This is a genomic window from Kitasatospora sp. NPDC056531, from assembly GCF_042794375.1.
Taxonomy (GTDB): domain Bacteria; phylum Actinomycetota; class Actinomycetes; order Streptomycetales; family Streptomycetaceae; genus Kitasatospora.
The window spans coordinates 1-25,704 of record NZ_JBHTTU010000094.1; the positions used below are offsets into that span (position 1 = coordinate 1).

The window sequence follows — 25,704 nt, forward strand, 5'->3', positions numbered from 1 at the left end:
GGGGTGGACTCGGTGCGCTTCCACCCGCGGCACCGCGACGAGGGGCTGCGCCGGGCGCTCGCGCCCGGCGGGGAGGTGCTGGTCGGGTACGTCGGGCGGCTGGCGCCCGAGAAGCGGGTCGACCTGCTGGCGGCGGCCTCCGCCCTGCCCGGGGTGCGGATCGTGGTGGTCGGGGACGGGCCGTCGACACCCGGGCTCAAGGCCTCGATGCCCGGCGCGGTGTTCCTCGGCCGCCGCACCGGCGAGGAACTCGCGCGCTGCTTCGCGACGCTGGACGTGTTCGTGCACACCGGCCCGCTGGAGACCTTCTGCCAGACCATCCAGGAGGCGATGGCCAGCGGCGTGCCGGTGATCGGCCCGGCCGCCGGCGGCCCGCTGGACCTGGTCGCCCACCACCGCACCGGTCTGCTGGTGCCACCCCGGGACGGCGCGGCGGTGGCCCGGGCGGTGGCCGTACTGGCCGCCGACCCGGCCCGGCGGGCCGCGTACGGGACGGCCGGGCGGGCCGATGTGACCGCCCGGACCTGGGAGGCGGTCGGGGACCTGCTGCTGCGCCACTACGACGAGGTGCTCGCCGAGCACCGGGGGCTGCCGCTGCCGCCCTCTCCCCCGTCCTCGACCTCGGTCACCCCGGTCGTACCGGTCCTGCCGGAGGAGCTGCCGGCATGACCGACCCGTTGACCATCGTCCGGCTCGCCAACTTCGTCACCCCGGTCTCCGGCGGCCTGCGCACCGCGCTGCGCCACCTCGGCACCGGGTACCGGGCGGCCGGGCACCGACCGGTGCTGATCGTGCCCGGCGAACGCCGCACGGCGGAGGAGACCGGGCAGGGACTGGTGGTCACCCTGCCCGGCCCGGTACTGCCGGCCAGCGGCGGCTACCGGCTGCTCGCCGACCGGCGGGCGGTGGCCGCCGAACTGACCCGGCTCAGCCCCGACCGGCTGGAGGTCTCCGACCGGACGACCCTGCGCTGGACCGGCGCCTGGGCGCGGCGGCACGGCGTCCGCTCGGTGATGGTCTCGCACGAGAGCGCCACCGGGGTGCTGCGCACCTGGGGCGTGCCCGGCCCACTGGCCTCGGCGGCCGCCGACCGGCTCAACGCGGCGACGGCCCGCGCCTACGACTCGGTGCTCTGCACCACCGACTGGGCGGCGGCGGAGTTCCGCCGGATCGGCGTGCCCAACCTGGTCCGGGCCCCGCTCGGGGTCGACCTGGACGCGATGCGGCCGCTGCCGCCGGCCGAACGGGCGGCGGAGCGGGCCCGGTACGCGGCGCCGGACGACGCCTTGCTGGTGCTCTGCTCGCGCCTGTCGGCGGAGAAACGGCCCGAGCGGGCGGTCGAGGCTCTGGCCCGGCTGCGGGCGCGCGGGCTGCCCGCCGTCCTGGTGGTGGCCGGGACCGGGCCGCTGCGGGAGCGGCTGGCCGCCCGGGCCGCACGGCTGCGGCTGCCGGTGCGCTTCCTCGGGCACCTGAACCGGCGTGAGGCGCTCGCCCGGTTGCTGGGCTGCGCGGACGCCGTGCTCGCGCCCGGGCCGGTGGAGACCTTCGGCCTGGCCGCGATGGAGGCACTGGCCTGCGGCACGCCCGTCGCGGTCAGCCGCTCCTCCGCGCTCCCCGGGCTGATCGGGCTCGCCGGGGTGGCCGCCGTCGACACCGGGGCCGGATTCGCCTGTGCCGTCCACGAGTTGCTGAGGCGGCCGGAGGAGGCCCGGCGCGCGGCCGCCCGGGCGCAGGCCGAGCGGTACGGCTGGCCGACCGCGGTGGCGGCCTTCCTGGCAGCGCATGGCGTACGGAACTCCGAAGCGGCTGAGGGGGGTTGGGATGAGCGTGCTGGACACCTGGCCTGACCGGGCGGCGGAGGAACGACCGGCGGCGGGCGAACTGCTGCGCTTCGTCGCGCTCGGGGACTCGCTCACGGAGGGGATCGGGGACCAGGTCGGCGAGGAGTGGCGCGGCTGGGCCGCCGTGCTGGCACACACGCTGACACCCGGCGGCCGGGAGGTCGAGTTCACCAACCTGGCGTACAGCGGGGCACTGACCGCCGACCTGACCACACGCCAGCTCCCGGCGGCGCTGGCCGCGCGGCCTCATCTCGCGGCCGTGGTGGTCGGCGGCAACGACACCCTGCGGACGGGCTTCGACATCCGGCGCACCACCCTGGAACTGGACGCCACCCTGGGTGAACTCTCCGCCCACGGAGCCGTGTTGCTGACCGCCTGCCTGCCCGACCCGGGCACCCTGCTCCGGCTCCCGGCGCCGCTGGCCCGCCCCCTGGCCCGCCGGATGCGGGCGGTCAACACCGTGGTGCACGCGCTCACCGCGCGGCACCGGACGGTGCACCTGCACATCGCCGACCTGCCCTGGTACGCACAGCGCGGACTCCTGAGCGTCGACCGCCTCCACCCCAGCGCCGAGGGACACCACCTGATCGCCCGCCGCTTCCACGACCTGCTCACCGAAGCCGGCCATCCACTCGGCCCGCCACCCGCCACCGAAGCCACCGAACCCCCGCCGGGCCTGGCCGCCGACCTGTGGTGGATGGCCACCAAGGGCGCCCGCTGGGTCATCGCCCGCAGCACCGACCTCCTGCCGGGCCTGGTCGCCCTGGCGGCGGCCGAGGGTCTCGCCCGCCTCCGCGGGGCGAGCGGGCGGCACGACGAGCAGATGGCCCGGGCGGCGGCGCGGGCGCTGGCGGCGCTGGGGTGAGGCGTTGATCGAAGTGGCGCCCCGGGGGAACCATCACTGCGACCGGGGATGTCGTCCCCCGGGTGGAGCATTGTCGTGCGGCATTGTTGTGCAGCAGTGTTGCGCAGGAGTGCTCGGTGGAGGAGTGCGTGGCGGAGGGAGCCGGGGTGGAAGCGTCGAGGGCGCAGGGGCGGGAGATCCTGGCGGCGGCCGGGGTGCTGTTTCCGGATGAGCGGGGGCGACTGCTGGTCGTACAGCTTCCGTACGATCGGCGGCATCCGGTGGCGATCCCGGGTGGCGGGTGGGAACCGCAGGACCGGTCCCCGAGGGAGACCGCCGTACGGGAGGTCGAGGAAGAACTGGGGTTCACCCCCAGGTTGGGGCCACTGGCCTGTGTCGACTGGGCGATGTCGAGCCGCCGGCCACCGATCGTCGCGTACCTGTACTGGGCCGAGCCGCTGACCGCTGAGCAGGCGGCGGCCATCCGGCCGGACGCCGCGGAGATCGGGGCGTGCGCCTGGGCCACGACGGAGGAGGCGGGGCACGCGCTTCCGCCCCGGCTGTCCCGGCGGGTGACGGCCTGTCTGCGGGCGCCGCGCGCGGCCGGCCCGCTGGAGCTGGAGGACAGTCGGCCCGTCGGGCACACGCTCGACCACGTGACGACGGACGGGCCCGTACCCGAGTACATCGGGCTGGCCGCCGTGCCGACACCGGACGGCGTGGCCCCTTTCCAACCGGCGCCGCCGATGGACCGGGACACCTACTACGCCACCCGGCCGCGGATCCGGGCGAAAGCGCGGGCACTGTTCACCGACGGTGACGGGCGGGTGCTGCTGGTGCGGTTGCGGCCGTGGGACGGGCCGCGCGGGCTGGTGCCGTACTGGACACTGCCGGGCGGCGGGGTCGAGGCGGACCGGGAGGGGCCGCGGGCGGCTGCGCGGCGGGAGATCCGCGAGGAGCTGGGGTGGGAGGTCGAGCCCGGGCGCCTGCTGGTGCTGGACTGGCAGCCGGGGACGGCGGCCGACCCCGGTGCCGATCCGGCGACCGGCCGGGAAACCGCGCGGCTGGTGTACGTGTTCGACGGCGGCACGGTGACGCAGGAGCTGCTCGGCTCGATCGCCCTGCAGGAGCAGGAGTTGATGGAGTGGCGGCTCTGCGACCCGGCCGAGGCGCGGGCGCTGCTGAACGGGCCGTCCTGGGGCCGTACGGCCGCCGCGCTGGCCGCCCGGGAGCGGGCGGGCGGGCCGGTCGAGCTGGTGCGCGGGCAGGCGGTGGGTCAGGAGGCGGCCGGTGGGTGACATCGGGGGCATGCAGAACGGGATCGGTGAGGTGCTGGCCGGTCGGCGGGTGGCGGCGGTGAGCGGCGGCGACCGGCTCGACCTGCGGCTCGACGGACCGGTGACCGTCCGGGTGGCGCACGAGTTCCGCTTCGCGGCGCCGTCCTTCGCCGCACCGAAGGAGGTCGAGCACTTCTTCCCGGCGCTGACCTTCCGTCCGACCCCCACCCTGCTGGCGCTGGTCGGTCGGACCGTCGACACCGCCCGGGTCACCCTGGCCGGCGGCCTGGAGCTGGGCTTCGCCGAGGGCGGTGCGCTGTCCGTCCCGCCGCACGCCCTGCTCGCGCCGTGGAGCGTGCTGACCGCCGAGGGCGCAGTGTGCGCGGGCCTGCCGGGCGGCGAGGTGCGGTGGACGGAGCCCGGCGGGGCCTGAGCCGCCGCCGGGGCCTCGTCCTGCGCGGTCCAGGCTCAGACCTCCAGGTCTGCCTCGATCTTGGTGAGCTGATGGCGCGCCATCGCCAGGTTGGCGCGCCCCTTGTCCAGCGCGAGGTAGAGGAACAGGCCCTTGCCGGTGCGGCCGGTGAGCGGGCGGATCAGGTGGTACTGGCTGGTCAGGGTGATCAGGATGTCCTCGATGCCGTCCTGGAGGCCCAGCATGTCCATGGTGCGCATCTTGGCGCGCACCACGTCGGTGTTCCCGGCTGCGGCGACGTTGAGGTCCAGGCCGCCGGGGCCGTCGAGGGTGGCGAGCGCCATGCCGCTGCCGTAGTCGACGAGGGCGGCGCCGATGGCGCCTTCGATCGTGGTCATGGCCTGCTTGAGCGCGCCGGCTGCATCGGTCATTTCTTTCAACTCCTGTTGGGTGATGGGGTTGGTCGGGCTGGGTTGGGCTGGTTGGTGTGTTGGCGGTTTCGGGTGGTCGGTGGGTCCGGTGGTCGGGGTCAGCCCGCGTCGCGCGGGTCCTTGGACACCAGGGCGTCGTTGAGCAGTCCGGCGATGCGCCGCGCGCAGCGGCGAGCCTCCAGGTGGAGCCGGCCGACGTTGACGTCCGGGTGCGCCAGCAGGGTCAGCACGCAGCTGCCACCGGCCGCATAGGTGGCGACGTAGCCGTGCTCTCCGCGTACCAGCGACTCACGGAACTCGCCCTGACCGGTTGTGTCGGCGAGCCGCTGGGCCAGCGAGAGCGAGGCCGCCGTCATCGCGGCGAGCCCGGAGGGTTCGGTCCCGTGGGTGTCGTGCGCGACCAGCAGGCCGTCCACGCTGGCCACCAGGCCGCCCGCGAGGTGCGGGACGCGCCGCTTGACGGCGCGGATTTCGGCGAGCAGCTCGGTCTCCAAGGCGATCAGTTGTCTCCTTCCGACACGCTGCTTGAGCGCCCGCCTCATGGCCGGTACGGCGGGGTCGCGGGCGGAGAGTTGCTCAAAGTCGGGCCTCCAGAAGGTCTCGGACCCGGGTCAGCAGCGCGATGTCCGGGTCGGGGACGGTCAGCGGGTGGGCCGCTGCCGCGGCGGTTGGGCGGTCGGGACGGGTGGGTGTGACGGCTGCGGCTTCCGGACGGACGGCTGCCGCGGCGGCCCCGCGGAGGGTCGCCCCGGGGACCCGGCGGTGCAGGCCCCCGGCCGTTCCGCGCCCTCCCTGCGGGGGGACTTCAGGCTTCGCGGCCGTCGGCGCGGCGTGCCGCGGGGCGTCGGGGCGGGGAGCGCCGGGCCGGGGAGCGTCGGCGCGACGGCCGTCGGCGGGAGGCGCGCCGGGCCTGGGAGCCTCGGGTCGCGGGGCCTCGGGTCGCGGGGCGTCGAGCAGTCCGGCGGCGGCCAGGCGGCGGACGTCCGCCGTCACGCCGAAGCCGGAGCGGCCGAGCAGCCGGGCCAGGTCCGCCGGGGTTCTTCGGCCGTCGGCGTGATCCAACAGTTCGCGCCGGCGGCGGCCGGGCGGACGGTGGGAGGGGCGCCGGGTGTGCTCGACCGGGCGGACGGAAGCGGTGTCGAGCTGCGGCCACGGCCAGATCCGGTCGAGGAGTCGGCTCCGGCGTTCGACCTCGCGGTGCAGCCGCGCCGGGTCGACCGCCGCCACCGGTCCGAGCCAGTGCCTGGCGTCGGGCTCGAACCGCCAGGTGCCGCCCGCCCGGTCCGCCAGGATGAAGTAGGCGGCGTCGAACAGCGTTCCCAGGTGACCGAGTTCGAGCTCGCCCCGGGTGAGCAGCCCGCGTTCGACCAGCACCTCGCCGACCTGGCCCTGGGCGCCGTGGAAGCGGCGGAGGTCCGCCCAGCCCTCGGGGGTGATCCGGCCGCAGCCGGTAAGCAGGTCGGCTAGGCCGGGTGCGCGCGGGGACTCGGCGGCGGTCACCTGGCCGTCGACCAGGTGGAGGCTGCCGAGCGGGCCGTGCAGGGCACCGGTGGCGCGGCGGGCGGCGAGCAGGGCGACCGCCTCGCCCGGGGTCCTCGGCTGGGAGGGTCCGGCCGGCGCGACGGGTCCGGTCGGCATCGTCGGCTCCGATCGTTGCGTCGCGGTTGGGGCGGTGGCGGGCTTGGCCGAGGAGGCTGAGGCGATGGCGCACTTGGCCGTGAGGGGATCGGTGGTGAGGGGCTTGGCGGTAAGGGGATTGGTGGTGAGGGGATTGGCGGTAAGGGGATTGGTGGTGAGGGGATCAGTCATCGGGGGCTTGGTCACGGGGAGCGGAGCGGCGGAGGGCGCGGCGGTCACGCGGGCCACCACCGGGGGGTGTCCGTCCGGCGGGCCGGCCGGATCACGGTGGTTCGTACGGGCGTCACGCTCACCCCAGCACCAGCTCCTCGGCGAGCGCCTCGAGGCGGAATCGGGCGACGGCGAGGTTGCCCTCCGCACGGTCCAGCCAGAGGTGCAATACCAGACGGCTGTCGAAGACGGTGTCGATGAAGCGGATCAGGTGGTAACTGCGGCCCGCAGTGACGATGATGTCCTCCAGCGGCGACCGCCGGTCCTCCGCCACGGTGAAGGTCTGACTCTCAACGGCCGCGCGTACCAGGTCGGTTGCCTCGGCGGCCGAGGTCTCGTGATCGCCGGTCGGGCTGTCTCCGAGGCTACCGAGGGCGAGTCCGCTGCTCCAGTCGACCAGGCTCGCGGCGCGGGCGCCGGCGATCGCCATCGCCCCGGAGAGACATTCGTCGATACCCGGCACACCGGCTCCTTCGCGGGGTCTGGGGTGGCCGGGCGCAGCGCGGTTCCGGCCGGATCGCCACCAGCAGTGGCAGGTTCGACACGGAAGGCTACTGCCGGTTTCCATATGACGAACATTCCAATGGCATATTCACACCGGCAGCGGCAAATTCCAGCCAAGGTGTGACGAGGCGTCAGGCTTGCCGGACAGGAAGAGCCGCTGGCCGGTCGGCCATCACCGAACAACGCCCGTCGGCCACCTGGCACGGGACCTTGGCTGATACCGGGCTGGGCGGCAGGGTTTCGGGCCCGAAAATGCGATAAGAGGACGCGGGCGATGGAGCGTCGACGCCGGGCAGTCGTGTCGGCCGAGGCCGGGGCGGACAGGCCGAGTCCGGGCGGACACGACGAAGGGGCTCGTTCCGCTGGACGGAACGAGCCCCTTCGGGTGGAGCGCCAGGCCCGGGTCGCACGGACTCTTCCTACTGAAAGTAGGACGTGCTCTGGTAGCACCGCTGACGCCTGTTCGAGAGATCCCCGTTTCGGAAGATCATTTCCTCTCGACGGGAAGAACAGTAGCAGCTCATCACCCCTGGTCAGAAATCGCCGCCGGACGAACGTCACCGCTCCGGCAGGCCCGGATCACGCTCGGCCCGGCAGCGCCCGGTAGCCGACGATCAGGGTGCGGGCCCGCTCACACCTGGCCGACGGCCTCGGCAAGCAGCCGGTAGGAGTCGAGCAGCGCGGTGCGGTCGTAGGTGCTGGTCACGACCAGGAACTCGTCCGCGCCGGTGCGCGCCACCAGGGCGGCGAGCTCGGCGGCGGCCTGCTCCGGGGCGCCCGCGATGTGGCCCTTCAGTGACTGCTCGAACGCGGCCCGCTCGCGCGCGCTCATCGCCCGCGCCAGGATCTCGGCCGCCGGGGCCAGCGGCGGGAACTCCCCGTGGGTGCGGGAGTACGCACCGGCCCAGGCCTCCGGGACGAGCAGTTCGCGCGCCCGCTCCTCGGTCTCGGCGACCGCGACCGTGCCCGAGACCACCACGTACGGCTCGGCGGCCTGCGCGGAGGGGCGGAACCGGGTGCGGTAGCGGTCGATCGCCGCGAGCATCCGGTCCTCCCCGCGTGCGGCGGCGATGACCAGCGGCAGCCCGGCGTCGGCGGCCAGGTCGGCGCCCGCGCCGGTGGCCAGGACGAAGGCCGGGACGTGCAGGCCCTCGGCCGGCCGGGCGTGGACGTCGCGGTGCACCTGCTGCGAGCCGTCGAAGTAGCCGAGCAGCTCGGCCAGCTGGGCACCGAAGTCGTCCGCGGCGCCCTTCTCCCGCCCGAGCGCCCGCCGGACACCGTCGGTGAAGCCCACCGAACGGCCGAGTCCCATGTCGATCCGCCCGGGGAACAGTGCCGCCAGCACCCCGAACTGCTCGGCCACCACCATGGGTTGGTGGTTCGGCAGCATCACCCCGCCGGTGCCGACCCTGATCCGTGTGGTGGCCGCCGCCACCGCCGCGGCGAGCACCGTCGGCGCCGAACCGGCCACCCCGGGCACGCCGTGGTGCTCGGAGACCCAGAACCGGTGGTACCCCAGCCGGTCGATCTCCCGGGCGAAGGCCACCGTGTCCCGCAGCGCCTGCGCCGGCTCCTCGCCCCGTCTGGTGCGGGAGCGGTCGAGGACGGAGAGCCTGGTCGGGGGCGTAGCGCTGGTCACGTCGGTGGACAACACCCGCCCGCCGCGCGGGCATTCCCCGCCGGGCCGAGGCCGCCGCCGGACACGGCCTCCCCGCAGGCCCTCGGCTCAGGCGCCCGCCCGGGGCCTCCGGGGTATTCGGGGTCTCCGGGGTATCCGGCCCGGGCGCTCGGCCGCGGCCCTGCGGCGGCCCCAGGGCTTGTACACCGACAGGATGACGTTGAACAGATAGAGCGAGAGCGCCACCGCCGGGACGATCACCGTGTTGTAGCGGACGAACCCGAGGTCCGCCGCCCAGATCGGACCGGTCGGATGCGCGTCCGCCACCCGCACGGCGTCGTGCAGCCGGGCGGTGAGGGCGAACACCGAGGCGCCCATCGCCGCGAGCGTCAGCCAGAACTTGGTGCTCACCCAGTAGTACCGGAACAGCCCCCAGGAGGTGCCGAGCCCCAGCGCGACCCCGCTCAGGAAGGTGAGCAGGCAGAGCATCAACGCCAGCCAGCTCACCGAGACGACCACGTGCAGGACGACCAGGCGCTTGCGCGCCCCCGGCGACAGGCGGCGGTCAGTGGAACGGCGACCGGCGGACCGCCGCCCGGTGTCGGGGGACGACCTGGGCGCCGCATCGGCTCTGGTGGACGAGCGCACGGGCACCTCCTTCGAGTCGGGGTCACGAGGACGCGCCCAGACTCTCCCGCTCACCCGTCATCGGGCATCTGACGGCGGAAGTAACCTCACGTACTCCCGGGCGAGTACGCGCCGGCGCCCCGCAACGGGCGGCGAACTCCCCCGGGAGTACCGGCAGTCCCGACCCGGACCGTCGCCCCGGGCCACCCCAGCCGCCGCCCCGGGCCCCGGGACGGGCCGCCGGCCTCAGTCCGTCACCGCGAAGTCCCACGCCGCGCCAAGCCGGTGGAGCGAGTCCCGACCGGGGATCCCGTCCGCGGCCCCCGCCGTGTACCCGCACCGCCGCTGCCAGCCCGCGTACGCGGTGACCGTACTACTGCCGAAGGAGCCGTCCACCCAGCGCTGTTCGAGCAGTCCCTCGTCCGCCAGCGCCTGTTCGACGATCGCCACCTCGGCCCCGTACGTCAGGTGCCCCTGCTCGGCCCCCGGATCGCTGCGCGCCGCCGCCACCACGTGCGCCAGCGAGACCGTGCGCGGCCCGGGCAGGTAGCCGAGCAGCCGCCGCAGCGAGCCCTCCCCGGGGACGCCGTCCGCCGCCTGCCCCGTGTAGCCCAGGCTCCGCTGGTAGTCCGCGTAGTTCTCGGTGTCCGCGTCCGTCCAGTCCGGCCCGGGCCCGGAGCGGTAGTGGGCGCCGAAGCCGTGCCCGACCAACGCCCGCCCGACGGTGGTCACCTGGTAGCCGTGGGCGCCGTAGCCGTACGCCAGGCCGTTGATGTCGACCTGGTACCGGGCCGGGGTGGAGTCCCCCGGCGGCACCGGGGAGCCGGAGCCGGCGGTGAACGCGGGCCAGGAGCCGGGGTCGGTGTGGTCGTTGAAGGGCACGTGGGCGTGCGCGTACCAGCCGCCGCGGGTCTCCCAGACCCCCTCGTCGCGGTGGGCGGAGAAGTCGGTCGGGCGGCCCATCGGCCACACGTCGGGCACGCCCCACGAGGAGATCCAGGCGTGGATCCGGTCCCAGCCCGCGCACGGGGTGTCGACCAGTCGCGGGTAGACGGTGCCCTGGTAGCGGCAGTAAGGGAAGAACACCGCCTCGATCTGGATCACCACCCGCCCGGCCCGGTTGGTGCGGGTCGGGCTCTCGGCCGGGCTGAGCAGGCTCTTCGAGCGGGAGTCGGCCGGGAACAGCTGCGTCGTACGGCCGCTGAAAGGGTCCCAGACCAGGTGCGGCGCGTCACCGGCGCCGCTGCCGGTGAAGTACCCGACGAGGTCCTCGTAGCTGCACCAGTCCTGCGGTGCGGCGGCGGTCGCGTTGCGGTCCCAGGTGATGTGCGCGATGGCCTTCGGCGGGTACTGCTGGTTGGTCGGCGCGTGGTCGCCGAGGTCGTGGATCTCGGCACCGGGCAGCCACAGCTCGGACATGCGGACTCCTCCGAACGGCGTAAGGACGTCATTCGGAGGTATCGGCACGTCCGCGTTCCGGATTGACCCCGGCGGCGAGACGCGCGGCGGCGCACCGCCGAATCCCGCCCTGATGTTCGGATTGTCGACGGCAATTCGCCACCATGTGCGAGGCATGCACGCTCGGGGGCGCGCATTCCGCCCTGCCCGGGTCGCCCTGTCAATCGTTGCAGTGGGACGCCAGGTGGCCGTGGTTCCCCGTCACGTCCGCGGGCGGTTGCAGTTGCGTCTCCGTTCAGCTCGACGGGGGTGTGGAGCGGCCGCCGGTCCGGGATCGTAGGGGCAACGACTCGTGCGGCAGGGGGAGTTGCCATGGGGGACGGCCGGGACCTGGTACCGGACGTGGTGGGGGCGCTGGTCCGACTCGCTCAGGGGGCTGCCGGCGGGCCGGGGCAGGCGGCGGCCGAGGTCGTGCGGGCCCGGTTGCGGCTGATGCCGGAGGGGGCGCGGGCCGTGGCGGCGCTTGAGGCGAGCCCCCACGATCCGCGGGCTCGGGAGGGGCTGACCGCCGCCGTCACCCGACTGCTGGCCACCGACGTGGCGTTCGCCCAGTACGTGGCGACCACCGAACTCGGAAGACCCGCCGACCCGACGACCGTCCACCTACTGGTGGGCCCGGAGACGGATCCGGCGACCGTCCAGCTACGAACGGACTCCCCGGGCCCGAGCACCGTCCAGCTCCGGGTCGATCCGGCGGTCGCCAACGCCCGGGTCCTCGCCGCCCGGCGCGGCAACGCCGGGATCATCGTCGCGCTCGCGCTGGTCCTGATCGCCGCACTGGTCGCGCTCGGGATCAATCTCGGTTCGCGCCCGCTGCTGCACCCCAACGGGCCGGATTTCGCCCACGCCGCGCGGACCGTCCGCGACCCCGCGCGGGTGCAGGGGGTGCTGCCGGACGTCGCGGCGATGCCGGGCGGCTGGCAGGTGGAGAGCGGGCCGCAGTCCGGGGCCGGTTCCGGGACCGACGCGCCCTGCCTGCTCCCGGACGCCTGCGACCAGCAACTCGCCTACGCCACCGTGACCTTCCGTGCGGTGCCCGTCCAGTCCGTGCAGTTCACCGTGGTCACCTTCGCCTCCCCCGAGACGGCCGGCCGGGCCTTCGCCACCAGGCTCGCCCTCGTCGACGGCGAGGTCGGCGCGACTGCGGTGACCATCCCCCCGATCGGCGACCAGAGCGCCGCCCGGGAGCGCGGTTCGTCGATGGCGGAGGCGCTGGTCCGAGTCGGCTCGACGCTGTTGTACGTACGCGACCAGGGCCCGGGCGCGGCCGTCGCGACGCCCGCCCTGACCCTGTTCGCCCGGCTGCTCGCCGAGCGCGCCCAGCAGGCCCAGGACGGCCACACACCGGACGCGACCTTCCACGCCGACGCCACCTGACCGACGACCGAAACCGCCGCACGGCGGCACCGCACGCCCCACGCCCCGCAGACCGCACCCGGCCTGCGGGGCGTTCCGTCTGCCGCCGCGCCCGCGACCCGCCGCCCGGCCACCCCCGTCCCCCGAATGCATGTATCGCTCTCTTGACTGGCGTCACGAGCGCGCCATACTGGCTCTACTCCCGCTCGCACGATGAGGTGCCCGCCCATGGAGCTCTCCCCCTCAGCACATGTGGACACGTTCAGTCGCGACCATCTCCCACCCTTCGACCAGTGGCCCGAACTCCTCTTCGAACTACCGGAGTTGGCCTACCCCGACCGCCTGAACTGCGCGGCCGCCCTGCTCGACGACACGATCGCCCGCCTCGGCCCCGACCGCCGCTGCCTGCTCACCCCCACCGACCAGTGGAGCTACGGCGACCTACGCGACCACGCCGACCGGATCGCCCGGCTGCTGACCGACGGCCTGGGTCTCGTCCCCGGCAACCGGGTGTTACTACGCGGCCCCAACACCCCCTGGTTGGCGGCTTGTTGGCTCGGCGTCCTGAAGGCCGGCGGGGTGGTCGTCACCACCATGCCGCTGCTGCGCGCCACCGAACTGACCGAGCTGATCCGAGTAGCCCGGCCCACCGTCGCCCTGTGTGACCACCGCTTCCTCGCCGAACTCCATCAGGCGAACGCCCCCGACCTGCGCATACTCCCCTTCGGCGGCACCGGCCCCGAGGACCTCACACTACGCTCCGCCACCCAGCCGAGCGGCTTCACCGCCGTACCGACCGCGGCCGACGACGTCGCGCTGATCGCCTTCACCTCCGGAACCACCGGCCGCCCCAAGGCCACCCTGCACTTCCACCGCGACGTGCTGGCCAACGCCGACACCTTCTCCCGCCACCTGCTGCGCCCCAGCCCCGACGACCTGTTCGCCGGCACCCCGCCGCTCGGCTTCACCTTCGGCCTCGGCGGCCTGCTGGTGTTCCCGCTGCGGGCCGGCGCCGCCAGCCTGCTGCTGGAGCAGGCCACGCCCGACCAGCTCGCCGAGCAGGTGGCCCGCCACGCCGTGACCGTGCTGTTCACCGCGCCGACCGCCTACCGGACGATCCTGGCCGCCGGGCTGGCCGACCGGCTGGCCGGCGTGCGGCGCTGCGTCTCGGCCGGCGAGCCGCTGCCCGCCGCCGTCTGGGAGGCCTTCCACGAGGCCACCGGGCAGCGGCTGATCGACGGCATCGGCGCGACCGAGCTGCTGCACGTGTTCATCTCGGCCGCCGACCAGGACATCCGCCCGGGCTCCACCGGCCGTCCCGTGCCCGGCTACCGGGCGGCGATCCTGGACGAGCACGGCGACCCGGTGCCGGACGGCCGGCCCGGCCTGCTCGCGGTCAAGGGCCCGACCGGCTGCCGCTACCTGGACGACGAGCGCCAGCGCGGCTACGTCCGCAACGGCTGGAACCTCACCGGAGACACCTATGTCCGCGACCGGGACGGCTACTTCTGGTACCAGGCGCGCCACGACGACATGATCGTCTCGGCCGGCTACAACATCGCCGGGCCCGAGGTGGAGCAGGCGCTCGCCGGCCACCCCGCGGTGGCCGACAGCGCCGTGGTCGGCGCGCCGGACGAACGGCGCGGCACGGTGGTCAAGGCGTACGTGGTGCTGCGCGAGGGCGTGTCCGCCGGGCCGGAGACGGTCAAGGAGCTCCAGGACCACGTCAAGCGCACCATCGCGCCGTACAAGTACCCGCGCGCCGTGGAGTTCGTCACCGAGCTGCCGCGCACCCCGACCGGCAAGCTGCTCCGCGCCGAACTCCGTAGGAGGGCCGCCTTGGAACCCGCCAGCGTCACCATCGAGCGCCGGGTCGAGTGGTCCGACACCGACGCGGCCGGGCACTACCACTTCTCGGCCGTCCAGCGATGGGCCGAGGCCGCGGAGGCGACGCTGCTGCGCCGTCTCGGGCTCGCCGAGCTGTTCGGGCGGATCCCCCGGGTGCACTTCGAGGCGGACTACCGCGAGCGGCTCTGGTTCGGGGACGTGGTCCGTACCGAGCTGCGGGTGCTCCGGGTCGGCGGCTCCTCACTGCACTACGCGTTCGAGGTGCACGGCCCGCAGGGGCTGGCCGCCATTGGCCGGATGTCGGTGGTGCACGCCGCCCCGCACACCAAGGGCGCCGAGCCCTGGCCCGCACCGGTGCGCCGCGCGCTGACCGAGGCCGGACCGCAGCAGGCGGAGGTGCTGGCATGACGACCGGGGCAGGCATGACGACCGGGGCAGGCACGGCGGCCGGAGCGGGCATGACGGCCGGGGCAGGCGTGCCGGCCGCAGCCCGCCGGATCGCGGTGATCGGCGCCGGCCCGGGCGGGCTCTACTTCGCCGCCCTGGCCAAGCAGTTGGCGCCGCACCGGGAGATCACCGTGTTCGAACGGGACGCCCGGGAGGACGAGTTCGGCTTCGGCGTGGTCTTCTCCGACGAGACCCTGGACGGCATCGCCCAGGCCGACCCGGCGGTCTTCTCCGCGATCAGCGCCGAGTTCGCCCGCTGGAGCGACATCGACATCCGCTACGCCGGGCAGGTCCGCACCAGCGGCGGCCACGGCTTCGCCGCCCTGGACCGCAACCGCCTGCGCGCCATCCTGCAACAGCGCTGCGCGGAGCTGGCGGTGGACGTGCGCTACCGCACGCCCGCCCCGCCGGTCGAGCAACTGTCGGCCGAATACGACCTGGTGGTGGCCGCGGACGGCATCCACTCGGCCACCCGGGCGGCCCACCCGGACACCTTCCGCACCGAGCTGGACGAGCGGAACTGCCGCTACATCTGGCTCGCCACCGACCGGGTCTTCGAGGCCTTCACCTTCATCGTCGAGGAGTTCGACTTCGGCGTCCTGCAGGTGCACGCCTACCCGTACAGCCCGACCCGCTCCACGTTCATCGTCGAGATCGCCGAGGACGCCTGGCGCCGCGCGGGCTTCGAGGCCTTCGCCGCCCGGGAGCCGGCACGCGGCGAGAGCGACGAGGAGAGCGTGAACCGCTGCGCCGAGCTGCTCGCCGGTCACCTGGAGGGCCACCGGCTGATCCCCAACGCCTCCCGCTGGATCCGCTTCACCACGGTACGGAACGCCAGTTGGCGCCACCGCAACGTGGTGCTGCTCGGCGACGCCGCGCACTCCGCGCACTTCTCGATCGGCTCGGGCACCAAACTGGCCCTGGAGGACGCCCTCGCCCTGGCCGCCGCGCTGAGTGAACAGCCCACCCTGGACGGCGCCCTCGCCGCCTACGAGGCCGAGCGCCGGCCGGTGGTGGAGTCCACCCAGCGGGCCGCGCAGGCCAGCCTGGAGTGGTTCGAGACCGTCGGGCGCCGCACCGGGCAGGGCATCGACCAGTTCGCCTTCAACCTGCTCACCCGCAGCCGCCGGGTCACCTACGGCAACCTGCGCGCCCGCGACCCCGCCTTCGTGGACGCGGTGGACGCCGCCGTCGGCGGCTCGCCCGGGGCGCCGCCGATGTTCCGGCCGCTGAAGCTCGCCGCGCTGGAGCTGCGCAACCGCGTCGTGGTACCCCCACTCGCCACCTTCACCTCCCCCGACGCGCTGCCCAGCGCCTTCGACCGGGCCCAACTGACCGCCCACGCGCTCGGCGGCGCCGCCCTGGTGCTCGCCGGGATGACGGCCGTCAGCCCCGCGGGCCGGGCCACCGACCGCTGCCCCGGGCTGTGGAGCGACCGCCAGGAAGCGGCCTGGACCGAACTCCGAGAAGCCGTAAGGGCGGTGAGCGACACCCCGGTCGGCCTCCAGCTCACCCACGCCGGCCGCCGGGCCGCGACGACCGTGCCGGGACCGGACGGCATCGGCCGCCCGCTCGCCGAGGGCTGGCCGCTGCTCGCCGCCTCGCCGCTGCCCTGGGACGCCGAGAGCCAGACCCCGCACGAGGCCAACGAGGTCCAACTTGCCTCCGTCACCGCCGACTTCGCCGCCTCCGCCGCGCGGGCCGCCCGGGCCGGATTCGACGTGCTGGAGCTGCAGTTCGGCCACGGGCACCTGCTCTCCTCCTTCCTCTCCCCGCTCACCAACCACCGCACCGACCACTACGGCGGCCCGCTCGCCCACCGGCTGCGGCTGCCGCTGGAGGTACTGGCCGCCGTCCGCGCCGTCTGGCCCGCCGGCCGGCCGCTGCTGGTGCGGATCTCGGCCGCCGACTGGGCCCCCGGCGGCACCACCGAGGCCGAGGCGATGGCGATCTGCCGCGCGCTGGCCGACGCCGGGGCGGACGCCCTGGACGTGTCCACCGGCGAGGTGGTCCCGCACCAGCGGCCGCCGTACGGACGCGGCTACCAGACGCCGTTCGCCGAGCTGATCCGCGCCGCCACCGGGCTGCCCACCGTCGCGGTCGGCGCGATCTCCGGGCACGACGACGCCGACTCCGTGCTGCTGGCCGGCCGCGCCGACCTGGTCGCGATCGGCCGGGCCCACCTCCACGACCCGCTCTGGACCCTGCACGCCGCCGCCGACCAGGGCTACACCGGCCCGGGCGCCCGCTGGCCCGAACCCTGGCGGGCGGGCAGCCGCAAACCGCCCGGCCCCGGCGCCGACCGCGTCGCCCCGCGGCTGCACCTGCTGCGCGAACCCACCCCGCCGGTCCACCGCCGCTGGCTGCCCGTTCGAGCCGAGGAGTGAGCATGCCGGACCTGCCCCGCTTCACCGCCGCCGCCGTGCAGGCCGCCCCGGTCTACCTGGACCCGGCCGCCACCGTGGACAAGGCCGTCGCCCTGATCCACGAGGCCGCCGACCACGGCGCCGAACTGGTGGTCTTCCCCGAGGTCTTCGTACCCGGCTACCCCTACTGGAACTGGACGATGACCCCGGTGCAGGGCTCGCCCTGGTACGAGCGGCTCTACCGTGCCGCCGTGGACGTCCCCGGCCCGTACGTGGACACCCTGCGGGCCGCCGCCCGGCAGACCGGGGTGGTGCTGGTCATCGGCGTCAACGAGCGCGGCCGGCACAGCCTCGGGGTGCTGTACAACACCCTGCTGATCATCGGCTCGGACGGCGAACTACTCGGCGTGCACCGCAAATTGGTGCCCACCTGGGCCGAGAAGCTGACCTGGACCCAGGGCGACGGCAGCTCGCTGAAGGTCCACCGCACGGCCGTCGGCCCGCTCGGCGCGCTGGCCTGCGGCGAGAACACCAACACCCTGGCCCGCTTCGCCCTGCTGGCCCAGGGCGAACTGGTCCACGCGGCAAGCTACATCGCCCTGCCGGTGGCCCCCGAGGACTACGACATGGCCGAGGCGATCGCGCTGCGCGCCGCCGCCCACTGCTTCGAGGGCAAGCTGTTCACCGTGGTCTCCTGCTCCACGATCTCACCCGGGATGGTGGACCTGATCGCCGGCGAGGACCAGCAGGTCCGCAAGCAGCTCGCCCGCCCGCGCAACGCGCTCTCCGGCATCTTCGGCCCGGACGGCCGGGCGGTCACCGAGCCGCTGGTGGACGAGGAGGGCATCGTCTACGCCGAGATCGACCTCGGCCGCTGCATCCAGCCCAAGCAGATGCACGACATCGTCGGCCACTACAACCGCTTCGACGTGTTCCGGCTGCACGTGGACAACCGCCCGCTGCGGCCCCTGGTGCTCCCCGAGGAGGAGGCATGACCAGCGAAAACAGCTACGACGACGACCGGATCGGCCGCGCGAGGGTCAACGACAGTCCCGAACTGCTCGCCTACTACGAGGAGTTGGCCAAACACGAGGCCGGCGCCCTGTGGACGGTGGCGAACGAGATCGAGCCCTGGTACCCACAGCCCCGGTCCGTCCCGGTGCTCTGGCGCTACGCCGACCTGCGCCCCCTGGTCCGCAAGGCGCTGCCACTGGTGAAGGCCGACGACGCCGGCCGCCGGGTGGTGATGCTGGTCAACCCGGGCCGCCGCGAACTCAGCGCCGCCGTCGGCCTGCTGTACACCGGCCTGCAGATCATGGGCCCCGGCGAGGCGATGACCGCGCACCGCCACCAGGCCTCCGCGCTGCGCTTCGTCCACGAGGGCGCCGGCGCCTGGACCATCGTCGACGGGCAGAAGCTCAAGGTCGGCCCGCGCGACTTCGCGATCACCCCCAACAACACCTGGCACGAGCACGGCAACGAGGCCGAGGACAACCCGGTGATCTGGCAGGACGGCCTGGACATCCCGCTGGTCAACACCCTCGACGCCAACTTCTACGAGGTCCACCCCGAGCTCTACCAGCGGCCCGGCCCGGTGGTGAACTCCTCGCTGCTCAGCTACGGCGGCAACCTGCTCCCGTACGGCGTCGAGAAGTGGACCCGGCCGTACTCCCCGCTGCTCGGCTGGCCCTGGGAGCCCAGCTACCACGCACTGCGCCAACTCGCCCGCGCCACCGATGGATCACCCTACGACGGCGTGGTGATGGAGTACACCAACCCGCTCACCGGCGGCTCGGTGATGCCCACCATGGCCGCCCACCTGCAACTACTGCGCCCCGGCCAGGCCACCCGCGCCCACCGGCACACCGGCTCGGTGGTCTACACCGCGGCCAAGGGACGCGGCGTCTCGGTGATCGCCGGGCAGCGCTTCGAGTGGCAGCAGGGCGACATCTTCGTCGTCCCGTCCTGGACCTGGCACGAGCACGCCAACCTCGAGCAGGGCGAGGACGCCTGCCTGTTCTCCTTCAACGACTTCCCGGTGATGCACTCGCTCGGCCTCTACCGCGAGGAGGCCTACCCGGACCACGACGGACACCAGCCCACCACCGCCTCGTAACACTCGACACGGGAGCCCCGGAACCATGCACCTGCTGACCTACTGCGCCGACGGCGACGACACCCCGCGCCTCGGCGCCCGGATCGGCACCGACCGGGTCGCCGACCTGACCGCCCTCGCCACCGCCGCCGGAGCCGGACTCCCCAGCGACCTGCTCGGGTTGATCCGGGCCGGGGCACCCGCGCTGGCCACCGCCCGCGAGCTGCTCACCGGCACGCCGGACACCCGGCCGCTCGCCGAGGTCTCGCTGCGCGCCCCGCTGCGTCCGGGCAAGATCATCGGCATCGGCCTCAACTACGTGGAGCACGTGGCCGAATCGCACCGCAGCCTGGACACCGAGCGCGAACTCCCGGACCGCCCGGTCCTGTTCGGCAAACCCGCCACCGCCGTCACCGGGCCGGGCCAGCCGATCCTGCACAACGCCGACCTCACCAAGCAGCTCGACTGGGAGTGCGAACTCGCGGTGGTGATCGGCGAACCCGCCTACCGGGTGGCCGAACAGGACGCCCTGCGGCACGTGTTCGGCTACAGCATCGTCAACGACATCAGCGCCCGCGACCAGCGCCGATCCGGGCAGTGGTTCTTCTCCAAGGGCCAGGACAGCTACGCGCCGTTCGGCCCGGGCGTGGTCACCGCCGACGAGATCCCCGACCCCCAGCGGCTCGACCTCTCGCTGCGGGTCAACGGCGAGCTGCGGCAGAACTCCAACACCCGGTACATGCTGTTCGGCATCGCCCGGCTGATCGCCGACATCTCCTCCGGCATGACCCTGGAACCGGGCGATGTGATCTCCACCGGCTCCCCCTCGGGAGTGGGCGCCGGGATGGTCCCGCCGCAGTTCCTGCAGCCCGGCGACCTGGTCGAGGCCACCATCGAGCGGATCGGCACGCTCGCCAACCCCGTGATCGACGCCCGCTGAGCGCCCGCAGAGCGCCCGCAGAAAGGAGCACCCGCTGATGCCGACGTACCGGATCGGCCAGATCGTCCCGAGCTCCAACGTCACCATGGAGACCGAGGTCCCCGCCCTGCTGCGGGCCCGCGAGGCGGTCGCCCCCGAACGGTTCACCTTCCACTCCAGCCGGATGCGGATGACCAGGGTCACCCCCGAGCAGCTGCGCGCCATGGACGCCGAGTCCGACCGCTGCGCCGCCGAACTCTCGGACGCCCGGGTCGACGTGATCGGCTACGCCTGCCTGGTCGCGGTGATGGCGACCGGCCCCGGCTACCACCGCGAGGCCGAGCAGCGACTGCACCGGCGCACGGCCGAGAACGGCGCGCCCGCCCCCGTGGTCACCAGCGCCGGCGCCCTGGTCACCGGCCTGCACACGCTCGGCGCCAAGAAGGTCGCCATGGTCACCCCGTACCTGCGGCCGCTGGCCCGCACGGTGGTCGACTACCTCGCCCAGGAGGGCATCGAGGTGCTCGACCACGCCGCCCTGGAGATCGCCGACAACCTCGACGTAGCCGCCCACGACCCGGCCCGGCTGCCCGCGATCGCCAAGGGCCTCGCGCACGCCGAGGCCGACGCCGTGGTGCTCTCCGCCTGCGTGCAGATGCCCTCGCTGTCGGCCGTCGAGGAGGCCGAGCAGCAGCTCGGCAAGCCGGTGGTCTCGGCCTCGATCTGCACCACCCACCAACTCCTGCGCGCCCTCGGCCTGCCCGCCTTCGCCCCCGGCGCCGGGCACCTGCTGTCCGGCGCTTACGCATAGGTGCCCATGCGCAGGAAGCTTCGCGCGGACACCAGCACCCGGAACGCGACACCGCCGCTATGATCACCACCAGCCGTCGGGGAGGAGGGCCCAGGCATGTCGGAGAGCGCGCCCCGGCCCAGCTCCCTGATCCACACCATCTACGGCGAGTACGTCCGCCGCCTCGGCGGCTGGATATCGATCGCCGACCTGATCGCGCTGATGGCCGAACTGGACGTCGACGGCCCGGCCGTCCGCTCGGCGATCTCCCGGCTGAAGAAGGCCGGCACCTTGCTCCAGGAACGCCGCACGGGCACCGGCTACCGGCTCGACCCCGCGATGGACCCGGTGTTCGAGGAGGGCGACCGGCGGATCTTCCACAGCCTGGAGCCCGCCGAACTCGCCGACGGCTGGGTGGTGGCGGTCTTCTCGGTGCCCGAGTCCGAACGCGCCCACCGCCACCAGCTGCGATCCCGGCTCAGCTGGCTCGGCTTCGGCAACGCCGCCCCCGGCGTCTGGCTGGCGCCCGCCCGGCTGCTGCCGGACGCCCGCCGGCTGCTGGAGCGCCTCGGACTGAGCGCCTACGTCCACCTCTTCCTCTCCGCCGAGTACGCCGGCTTCGCCGAACTCCGGACGGCGGTGGCGAGTTGGTGGGACCTCCCGGCGATCGAGGCGCAGTACGCGGCCTTCACCGACGCCTGGCGCCCGGTCGCCGAGGAGCTGCGCGGGCAGGAGCGGACCGACCCGGTCGAGGCGTTCCGGGACTACGTGCCGATGCTCACCGAATGGCGCCGGCTGCCCTACCTCGACCCCGGGCTGCCCGCGCCGCTGCTGCCCGCCGACTGGAACGCCGTCCCGGCCCGCGCCGTGTTCACCGAGTTGCACGGGCGGCTCGCCGAGTCCAGTCTGCGATACGTCGAGAAGGTCACCGGGCTGTCCCCCCAGGAGCCGCCATGTCCGACGGAAAGACCGACCACTCCCCTGCCGACCTGCTGATCCGCGCCGCCGCCGTCCACACCCTCGACCCCGGCCGGGCCCCCGGCGAGCCGCCGCAGCGGGCGATCGCCGTCACCGGCGGCCGGATCACCGCCCTCTCCCCCGAGCCCGCCGGTCTGGACTCCCTGATCGGCCCCGGCACCGAGGTGGTGGACGCCCCGGACGCGACGGTGCTGCCCGCCTTCGACGACACCCACACCCACCTGATCATGGCGGGCCACAGTGTCCACGGCGTCCCCGTCCACCGCGCCCACGACCTCGCCGAGTTCCTCGACCTGATCCGCGAGCGCGCCGCCCGCACCCCCGCCGGGGAGTGGATCCGCACCACGGTCAACTGGCAGGAAGTGCTGCTGGCCGAGCAACGGCTGCCCACCACCGAGGAGTTGGACGGCGTCACCACCGACCACCCGGTGCTGGTGCGCCGTGGCGCGTACAACATGGTGCTCAACTCGCCCGCGCTGCGACTGGCCGGGATCAGCGATGCCGCCGAGGCGCCGCCCGGCGGGGTGATCGAGCGCGACGACCGGGGGCGGCTGACCGGCCGGCTGATCAACCGGGCGATCGAGCCGGTCGAGCGGGTGCTGCCGCGCCCGACCCTCGCCGAGCGGATCGAGGGCCTGCGCGCGGCCTCCGCCGACTACGCCGCCACCGGGATCGGCACCGTACGGGACTGCCTGGTGCCGGTGGAGGACCTCGACGTGCTGGACGCGGCCCGCGCCGAGGGCGCGCTCGCCGTGCGGGTCCGGGCCCTGGTCTCCGGCTTCGCCGCCCGCACTCCGGAGCAGGTGGACGCGCTGCTGGACCGGATGGACGAGTGGCGGGCGACCGGCCGGGACGACGATCGACTCCGCTTGTGGGGCGTCAAGTTCGGCATCGACGGCGGCTTCGAGGCGGGCGCGCTGGAGGAGCCGTACCAGGGGCAGCCCTGCTACCACGGGCGGCTGCTCTGGGAGCCCGGGGAACTGCTCGCGGCGGTGGACCGGGCGGTCGTGCGCGGCTGGCGGGTCGGCGTGCACGCCTGGGGCGACCGTGGCCTGCGGGTGCTGCTGGACGTCTTCGAGCAGGTGGTGAAGCGCCGTCCAGGTCTGCCGCCCGGCTCCCTGGTGGTCGAGCACGGCGGACTGGCCCGGGCCGACCAGCGGGCCCGGGCGATCGCGCTCGGCGTGCCGGTGACCGTGCAGCACCCGCTGCTGCACGACGGCGCGCTCGCCCAGCAGCGGGCCTGGGGCGAGGAGCGCACCGCGGCGCTGTTCCCGCTGCGCGAGTGGCTGGACGAGGGCGCGCAGCTCTCGGCCGGCTCGGACTTCCCGGTCGGCCCGTACGGGGCGATGGTGTCGGTGTGGGGGATGACCACCCGCGACACCACGGCCGGGGTGGTCGGCCCGGAGCACGCGATCGAACGGGCCGAGGCGATCGCGCTGCACACCGTGAACGCCGCCCGGCTGACCGGCGAGAGCGCCGAGCGCGGCTGCCTGCGGCCGGGCGCGCTCGCCGATCTCACACTGTGGCCGCTGGATCCGCTGAGCTGTCCGGTGGATGCGCTGCGCGGGCTGCGGCCCGCCCGTACGGTGGTCGGCGGGCGGACGGTGCACCGGAGTTGACGGACCGTCATGCGGCGGCCGGTTGCGGGTCGGCGCTCAGGCCGCGATGAGCTCCCGCAGGTCGACGCCGCGGTGCAGCGCGCGCAGATCCTCGTGCAGGGTGGACGGCGGGACGACGAGCACGCCGCACGGCGCGTGGTCGAGGCAGTAGCGGCCGACCGAGCCGCGCAGCAGCCGGCGCAGCCGTCCGCGCGTCGTGCCGTGGCGGCCGGCGCTGATCACCAGCAGGTCACCCGGCCGGTCGGCCAGCTCGGCGAGCACCTGACCGGCCTCGCCGCGCATGACCATCGGCCGCACCGGTACGCCGATCGGCAGGCCGCCGAAGGCCTGCTCCAGCGCGCGCTCCAGGCGGGCCTCGGCGGCGTCCTGCCAGGCACGCAGCAGCGGCGGGCAGGGCCGGGCGCGGTAGTTGCGCTCGCCGCCGACCGGGGTCCAGGCGAGCACCGGGACCAGCACGGCCTGCCGGGCGCGGGCCTCCTCGGCCGCCTGGTGCAGGGCGGTGAGACTGTGCAGCGAGCCGCTGACTCCGACGATGACGCGCGCGACGGGCGACATGATCCTTCACTTTCCGATTCCAAGGCTGTTTCGTGTCTGCGATTATGCTGCCACCACCTCGCCACTACCTGCAAATCAAAGGCATTAACTGAATGTCGCCTTGCATCAACCGATGAATGGCCCGGCTGCCCCCTCGGCCGGTCCGACCTCCTGCAACAGCCCCCAGGTGAAGTCGGCCGTCCACGCGCACACCCGCCCGTCCGCGTCCGGCGCCTCGAAGTCCAGCTGGAACCGGGTCGGCGCACTCCCCTCGCGCGGCACGGCCCCCGGAAAGGCCGTGCCCACATCGCCCACCACGCAGCCCCACGGCGCCAGGTCCGCCCGCGTCCGCAGCGCGGGCGCGGGAGCACCGGCCGCCCGGACCAGCCACTCGTTCAGCAGCGGCGCACCGATCCCCGCCGGGCCGAGCAGGATCTCGAAGCGCAGCTCGGAGAGCCTGCCCCGCGGCTTCAGACGAGCGTCAAGGTGTCGATGACGAAGCGGTAGCGCACGTCCGAGGCGATCACCCGCTCGAAGGCTTCGTTGATCTTCGTGGCCGGGATGATCTCGACCTCGGCACCGATGCCGTGTTCACCGCAGAAATCGAGCATCTCCTGGGTCTCGCGGATGCCGCCGATGAGTGAACCCGCGCAGATGTGGCCGTGCATGACGAGGGAGAGGACATCCAGTGACAACGATTCGGCGGGAGCGCCGACACTGATCAAGACTCCACCCGGCTTCAGCAGCCTGAGGTAGGAGTCCAGATCGACTCTCGCGCTGACCGTGTTGACGATGAGGTCGAAGGCGCCGACCAGTTGCTCGAAGGTGGCCGGGGCGCTGGTGGCGAAGTAGTGGTCCGCGCCGAGGCGCAGGCCGTCGTCCTTCTTCTTCAACGACTGGGACAGGACGGTGACCTGGGCACCCAGGGCGTGGGCGATCTTGACCGCCATATGGCCGACTCCGCCGAGTCCGACAACCGCGACCTCCTTGCCGGGGCCCGCGCCCCAGCGGCGCAGCGGGGAGTACGTGGTGATGCCCGCGCACAGCAGCGGGGCAGCCTCGTCCAAGGGGAGAGCCTCGGGGATGCGGACGACGAAGTCGTCGTTGACCACGATGTGCGTGGAGTAGCCACCCTGTGTGAGCGTGCCGTCCTTGTCGACGGAACCGTACGTGAGGGTGTTGCCCTCCAGGCAGTACTGCTCCTCGCCCCTCAGGCAGGGCGCGCACTCTCGACAGGAGTTGACCATGCAGCCGACGCCGACGCGGTCGCCCACGGCGTACCTGGTGACCTCCGGGCCGATCTCGGCGACGACGCCGGCGACCTCATGGCCGGGGACCACGGGATAGGAGGCAGGACCCCACTCGCTGCGGACATTGTGGATGTCCGAATGGCAGATACCGACGTACTGGATCTCGATCAGGACGTCGTGCGGGCCGACGTCACGCCTCTCGACGGTCGTGGGGGTGAGCGGTTCGGTCGCGGACGTCGCGGCGTAGGCGGGAACGGTGAGCACGTCGTCTCTCCCGTACTTCGAGGGTGCGTGCCGAGCAACGGCGGATTGCCCGCGTGGAGCCGGGCCGGGAGCGTTCCGGGCACAGCACAGAGTGTCGGTGGCGTCAGGCTCGTCGGCCGGTTGATCGTGCGCCTTCGTCCCGGTCTACAGCCGACATATCCACCCTGCGCCACAACCCGGGTCAGAGCCACCGGACGGGACAGTGAGCGGCGGGACCAATTGTTTCGAGCAGGTGTTCGATTAAAGGCGTAGGCTGGCCCCATGCACAGCACCGTCCACCTCCAGCTGTCCTGCGCCATCGAAGTTTGATCTTTGCCAGCGAAGCTTGATCATTAGTAAGTTCATGCCATCGAAGTTTGATCGGTTTTGACGGCTGAT

At 73.7% G+C, this 25,704-nt stretch carries 23 protein-coding genes and 2 pseudogenes; 15 read left to right on the forward strand and 10 right to left on the reverse strand.

The window, feature by feature from the left end:
• The 5 genes from ACFQ87_RS38035 to ACFQ87_RS38055 form a co-directional block, all read left to right on the forward strand.
• Positions 1-669 (forward strand): glycosyltransferase (locus ACFQ87_RS38035; RefSeq protein ID WP_380615511.1); only part of this gene is annotated, 669 nt, incomplete at its 5' end.
• Complete coding sequence (locus ACFQ87_RS38040; RefSeq protein ID WP_380615512.1) at positions 666-1,847, forward strand: glycosyltransferase; 1,182 nt, start codon at positions 666-668, stop codon at positions 1,845-1,847. The genes ACFQ87_RS38035 and ACFQ87_RS38040, both read left to right, overlap by 4 nt.
• Positions 1,822-2,706, forward strand: coding sequence for an SGNH/GDSL hydrolase family protein (locus ACFQ87_RS38045; RefSeq protein ID WP_380615513.1), 885 nt, complete (start codon positions 1,822-1,824; stop codon positions 2,704-2,706). Before ACFQ87_RS38040 ends, ACFQ87_RS38045 begins: the two co-directional genes overlap by 26 nt.
• Before the next feature lie 146 nt (positions 2,707-2,852).
• A complete protein-coding gene (locus ACFQ87_RS38050; protein WP_380615514.1) occupies positions 2,853-3,983 on the forward strand; it encodes an NUDIX domain-containing protein in 1,131 nt (376 codons plus the stop codon).
• The gene (locus ACFQ87_RS38055) at positions 3,976-4,395 is read left to right on the forward strand and encodes a DUF6188 family protein (RefSeq protein ID WP_380615515.1); all 420 of its coding nucleotides are present in this window, start codon (positions 3,976-3,978) and stop codon (positions 4,393-4,395) included. Before ACFQ87_RS38050 ends, ACFQ87_RS38055 begins: the two co-directional genes overlap by 8 nt.
• Positions 4,396-4,430: 35 nt before the next feature.
• Here ACFQ87_RS38055 and ACFQ87_RS38060 read toward each other — a convergent pair whose 3' ends face one another.
• The 7 genes from ACFQ87_RS38060 to ACFQ87_RS38090 all read right to left on the reverse strand — a co-directional run bounded on the left by ACFQ87_RS38060 (position 4,431) and on the right by ACFQ87_RS38090 (position 10,821).
• Positions 4,431-4,805 (reverse strand): hypothetical protein, encoded by a 375-nt coding sequence (locus ACFQ87_RS38060; protein WP_380615516.1) that lies wholly within the window; start codon positions 4,803-4,805, stop codon positions 4,431-4,433.
• 98 nt (positions 4,806-4,903) lie between these two features.
• Entirely contained in the window at positions 4,904-5,299 is a 396-nt protein-coding gene (locus tag ACFQ87_RS38065; protein WP_380615517.1) for a roadblock/LC7 domain-containing protein, read from the reverse strand.
• 82 nt (positions 5,300-5,381) lie between these two features.
• On the reverse strand, positions 5,382-6,614 hold the full coding sequence (locus ACFQ87_RS38070) for a hypothetical protein (protein WP_380615519.1): 1,233 nt from the start codon (positions 6,612-6,614) through the stop codon (positions 5,382-5,384).
• Positions 6,615-6,732: 118 nt separating this feature from the next.
• On the reverse strand, positions 6,733-7,116 hold the full coding sequence (locus ACFQ87_RS38075; RefSeq protein WP_380615520.1) for a hypothetical protein: 384 nt from the start codon (positions 7,114-7,116) through the stop codon (positions 6,733-6,735).
• Between the two features lie 672 nt (positions 7,117-7,788).
• Entirely contained in the window at positions 7,789-8,796 is a 1,008-nt protein-coding gene (locus ACFQ87_RS38080) for an MsnO8 family LLM class oxidoreductase (RefSeq protein ID WP_380615521.1), read from the reverse strand.
• Between the two features lie 87 nt (positions 8,797-8,883).
• A complete protein-coding gene (locus tag ACFQ87_RS38085) occupies positions 8,884-9,423 on the reverse strand; it encodes a hypothetical protein (RefSeq protein WP_380615522.1) in 540 nt (179 codons plus the stop codon).
• A 225-nt stretch (positions 9,424-9,648) separates the two neighbouring features.
• Positions 9,649-10,821 (reverse strand): peptidoglycan-binding protein, encoded by a 1,173-nt coding sequence (locus ACFQ87_RS38090; RefSeq protein WP_380615523.1) that lies wholly within the window; start codon positions 10,819-10,821, stop codon positions 9,649-9,651.
• A gap of 351 nt (positions 10,822-11,172) precedes the next feature.
• Here ACFQ87_RS38090 and ACFQ87_RS38095 point away from each other — a divergent pair, with 351 nt between their 5' ends.
• The 10 genes and pseudogenes from ACFQ87_RS38095 to ACFQ87_RS38140 all read left to right on the forward strand — a co-directional run bounded on the left by ACFQ87_RS38095 (position 11,173) and on the right by ACFQ87_RS38140 (position 23,278).
• Positions 11,173-12,237 (forward strand): hypothetical protein, encoded by a 1,065-nt coding sequence (locus ACFQ87_RS38095; protein ID WP_380615524.1) that lies wholly within the window; start codon positions 11,173-11,175, stop codon positions 12,235-12,237.
• Between the two features lie 207 nt (positions 12,238-12,444).
• Positions 12,445-14,055 (forward strand): annotated as a pseudogene (locus ACFQ87_RS38100) (AMP-binding protein); the annotation flags it as partial.
• A gap of 72 nt (positions 14,056-14,127) precedes the next feature.
• Positions 14,128-14,472: pseudogene (locus ACFQ87_RS38105) on the forward strand (acyl-CoA thioesterase); the annotation flags it as partial.
• A gap of 50 nt (positions 14,473-14,522) precedes the next feature.
• Positions 14,523-16,898, forward strand: coding sequence for an FAD-dependent monooxygenase (locus ACFQ87_RS38110; RefSeq protein ID WP_380615534.1), 2,376 nt, complete (start codon positions 14,523-14,525; stop codon positions 16,896-16,898).
• Positions 16,899-16,900: 2 nt separating this feature from the next.
• The gene (locus ACFQ87_RS38115; RefSeq protein ID WP_380615525.1) at positions 16,901-17,872 is read left to right on the forward strand and encodes a carbon-nitrogen hydrolase family protein; all 972 of its coding nucleotides are present in this window, start codon (positions 16,901-16,903) and stop codon (positions 17,870-17,872) included.
• On the forward strand, positions 17,869-18,993 hold the full coding sequence (locus tag ACFQ87_RS38120) for a cupin domain-containing protein (protein WP_380615526.1): 1,125 nt from the start codon (positions 17,869-17,871) through the stop codon (positions 18,991-18,993). Before ACFQ87_RS38115 ends, ACFQ87_RS38120 begins: the two co-directional genes overlap by 4 nt.
• Before the next feature lie 25 nt (positions 18,994-19,018).
• On the forward strand, positions 19,019-19,912 hold the full coding sequence (locus ACFQ87_RS38125; RefSeq protein WP_380615527.1) for a fumarylacetoacetate hydrolase family protein: 894 nt from the start codon (positions 19,019-19,021) through the stop codon (positions 19,910-19,912).
• A 37-nt stretch (positions 19,913-19,949) separates the two neighbouring features.
• The gene (locus tag ACFQ87_RS38130; protein ID WP_380615528.1) at positions 19,950-20,702 is read left to right on the forward strand and encodes an Asp/Glu racemase; all 753 of its coding nucleotides are present in this window, start codon (positions 19,950-19,952) and stop codon (positions 20,700-20,702) included.
• Positions 20,703-20,798: 96 nt separating this feature from the next.
• Complete coding sequence (locus ACFQ87_RS38135) at positions 20,799-21,677, forward strand: PaaX family transcriptional regulator C-terminal domain-containing protein (RefSeq protein WP_380615529.1); 879 nt, start codon at positions 20,799-20,801, stop codon at positions 21,675-21,677.
• Positions 21,635-23,278: an amidohydrolase gene (locus ACFQ87_RS38140; RefSeq protein ID WP_380615530.1), complete on the forward strand. Its 1,644-nt coding sequence runs from the start codon at positions 21,635-21,637 to the stop codon at positions 23,276-23,278. The genes ACFQ87_RS38135 and ACFQ87_RS38140 overlap by 43 nt, the downstream gene beginning before the upstream one ends.
• 36 nt (positions 23,279-23,314) lie before the next feature.
• Here ACFQ87_RS38140 and ACFQ87_RS38145 read toward each other — a convergent pair whose 3' ends face one another.
• The 3 genes from ACFQ87_RS38145 to ACFQ87_RS38155 all read right to left on the reverse strand — a co-directional run bounded on the left by ACFQ87_RS38145 (position 23,315) and on the right by ACFQ87_RS38155 (position 25,326).
• Positions 23,315-23,833, reverse strand: coding sequence for a universal stress protein (locus ACFQ87_RS38145; RefSeq protein ID WP_380615531.1), 519 nt, complete (start codon positions 23,831-23,833; stop codon positions 23,315-23,317).
• A 105-nt stretch (positions 23,834-23,938) separates the two neighbouring features.
• Positions 23,939-24,118: a hypothetical protein gene (locus tag ACFQ87_RS38150; RefSeq protein WP_380615532.1), complete on the reverse strand. Its 180-nt coding sequence runs from the start codon at positions 24,116-24,118 to the stop codon at positions 23,939-23,941.
• Between the two features lie 164 nt (positions 24,119-24,282).
• Entirely contained in the window at positions 24,283-25,326 is a 1,044-nt protein-coding gene (locus ACFQ87_RS38155) for an NAD(P)-dependent alcohol dehydrogenase (RefSeq protein ID WP_380615533.1), read from the reverse strand.
• Between the last annotated feature and the right edge of the window lie 378 nt (positions 25,327-25,704).

What these genes read in the sequence shown, in the direction of transcription:
- ACFQ87_RS38045 (WP_380615513.1), top strand. Translation starts at nt 1,822, where the DNA reads ATGAGCGTGCTGGACACCTGGCCTGACCGGGCGGCGGAGGAACGACCG.
- ACFQ87_RS38110 (WP_380615534.1), top strand. Translation starts at nt 14,523, where the DNA reads ATGACGGCCGGGGCAGGCGTGCCGGCCGCAGCCCGCCGGATCGCGGTG.
- ACFQ87_RS38135 (WP_380615529.1), top strand. Translation starts at nt 20,799, where the DNA reads ATGTCGGAGAGCGCGCCCCGGCCCAGCTCCCTGATCCACACCATCTAC.
- ACFQ87_RS38145 (WP_380615531.1), bottom strand. Translation starts at nt 23,833, where the DNA reads ATGTCGCCCGTCGCGCGCGTCATCGTCGGAGTCAGCGGCTCGCTGCAC.
- ACFQ87_RS38040 (WP_380615512.1), top strand. Translation starts at nt 666, where the DNA reads ATGACCGACCCGTTGACCATCGTCCGGCTCGCCAACTTCGTCACCCCG.
- ACFQ87_RS38125 (WP_380615527.1), top strand. Translation starts at nt 19,019, where the DNA reads ATGCACCTGCTGACCTACTGCGCCGACGGCGACGACACCCCGCGCCTC.
- ACFQ87_RS38090 (WP_380615523.1), bottom strand. Translation starts at nt 10,821, where the DNA reads ATGTCCGAGCTGTGGCTGCCCGGTGCCGAGATCCACGACCTCGGCGAC.
- ACFQ87_RS38120 (WP_380615526.1), top strand. Translation starts at nt 17,869, where the DNA reads ATGACCAGCGAAAACAGCTACGACGACGACCGGATCGGCCGCGCGAGG.
- ACFQ87_RS38130 (WP_380615528.1), top strand. Translation starts at nt 19,950, where the DNA reads ATGCCGACGTACCGGATCGGCCAGATCGTCCCGAGCTCCAACGTCACC.
- ACFQ87_RS38060 (WP_380615516.1), bottom strand. Translation starts at nt 4,805, where the DNA reads ATGACCGATGCAGCCGGCGCGCTCAAGCAGGCCATGACCACGATCGAA.
- ACFQ87_RS38070 (WP_380615519.1), bottom strand. Translation starts at nt 6,614, where the DNA reads ATGACTGATCCCCTCACCACCAATCCCCTTACCGCCAATCCCCTCACC.
- ACFQ87_RS38140 (WP_380615530.1), top strand. Translation starts at nt 21,635, where the DNA reads ATGTCCGACGGAAAGACCGACCACTCCCCTGCCGACCTGCTGATCCGC.
- ACFQ87_RS38095 (WP_380615524.1), top strand. Translation starts at nt 11,173, where the DNA reads ATGGGGGACGGCCGGGACCTGGTACCGGACGTGGTGGGGGCGCTGGTC.
- ACFQ87_RS38115 (WP_380615525.1), top strand. Translation starts at nt 16,901, where the DNA reads ATGCCGGACCTGCCCCGCTTCACCGCCGCCGCCGTGCAGGCCGCCCCG.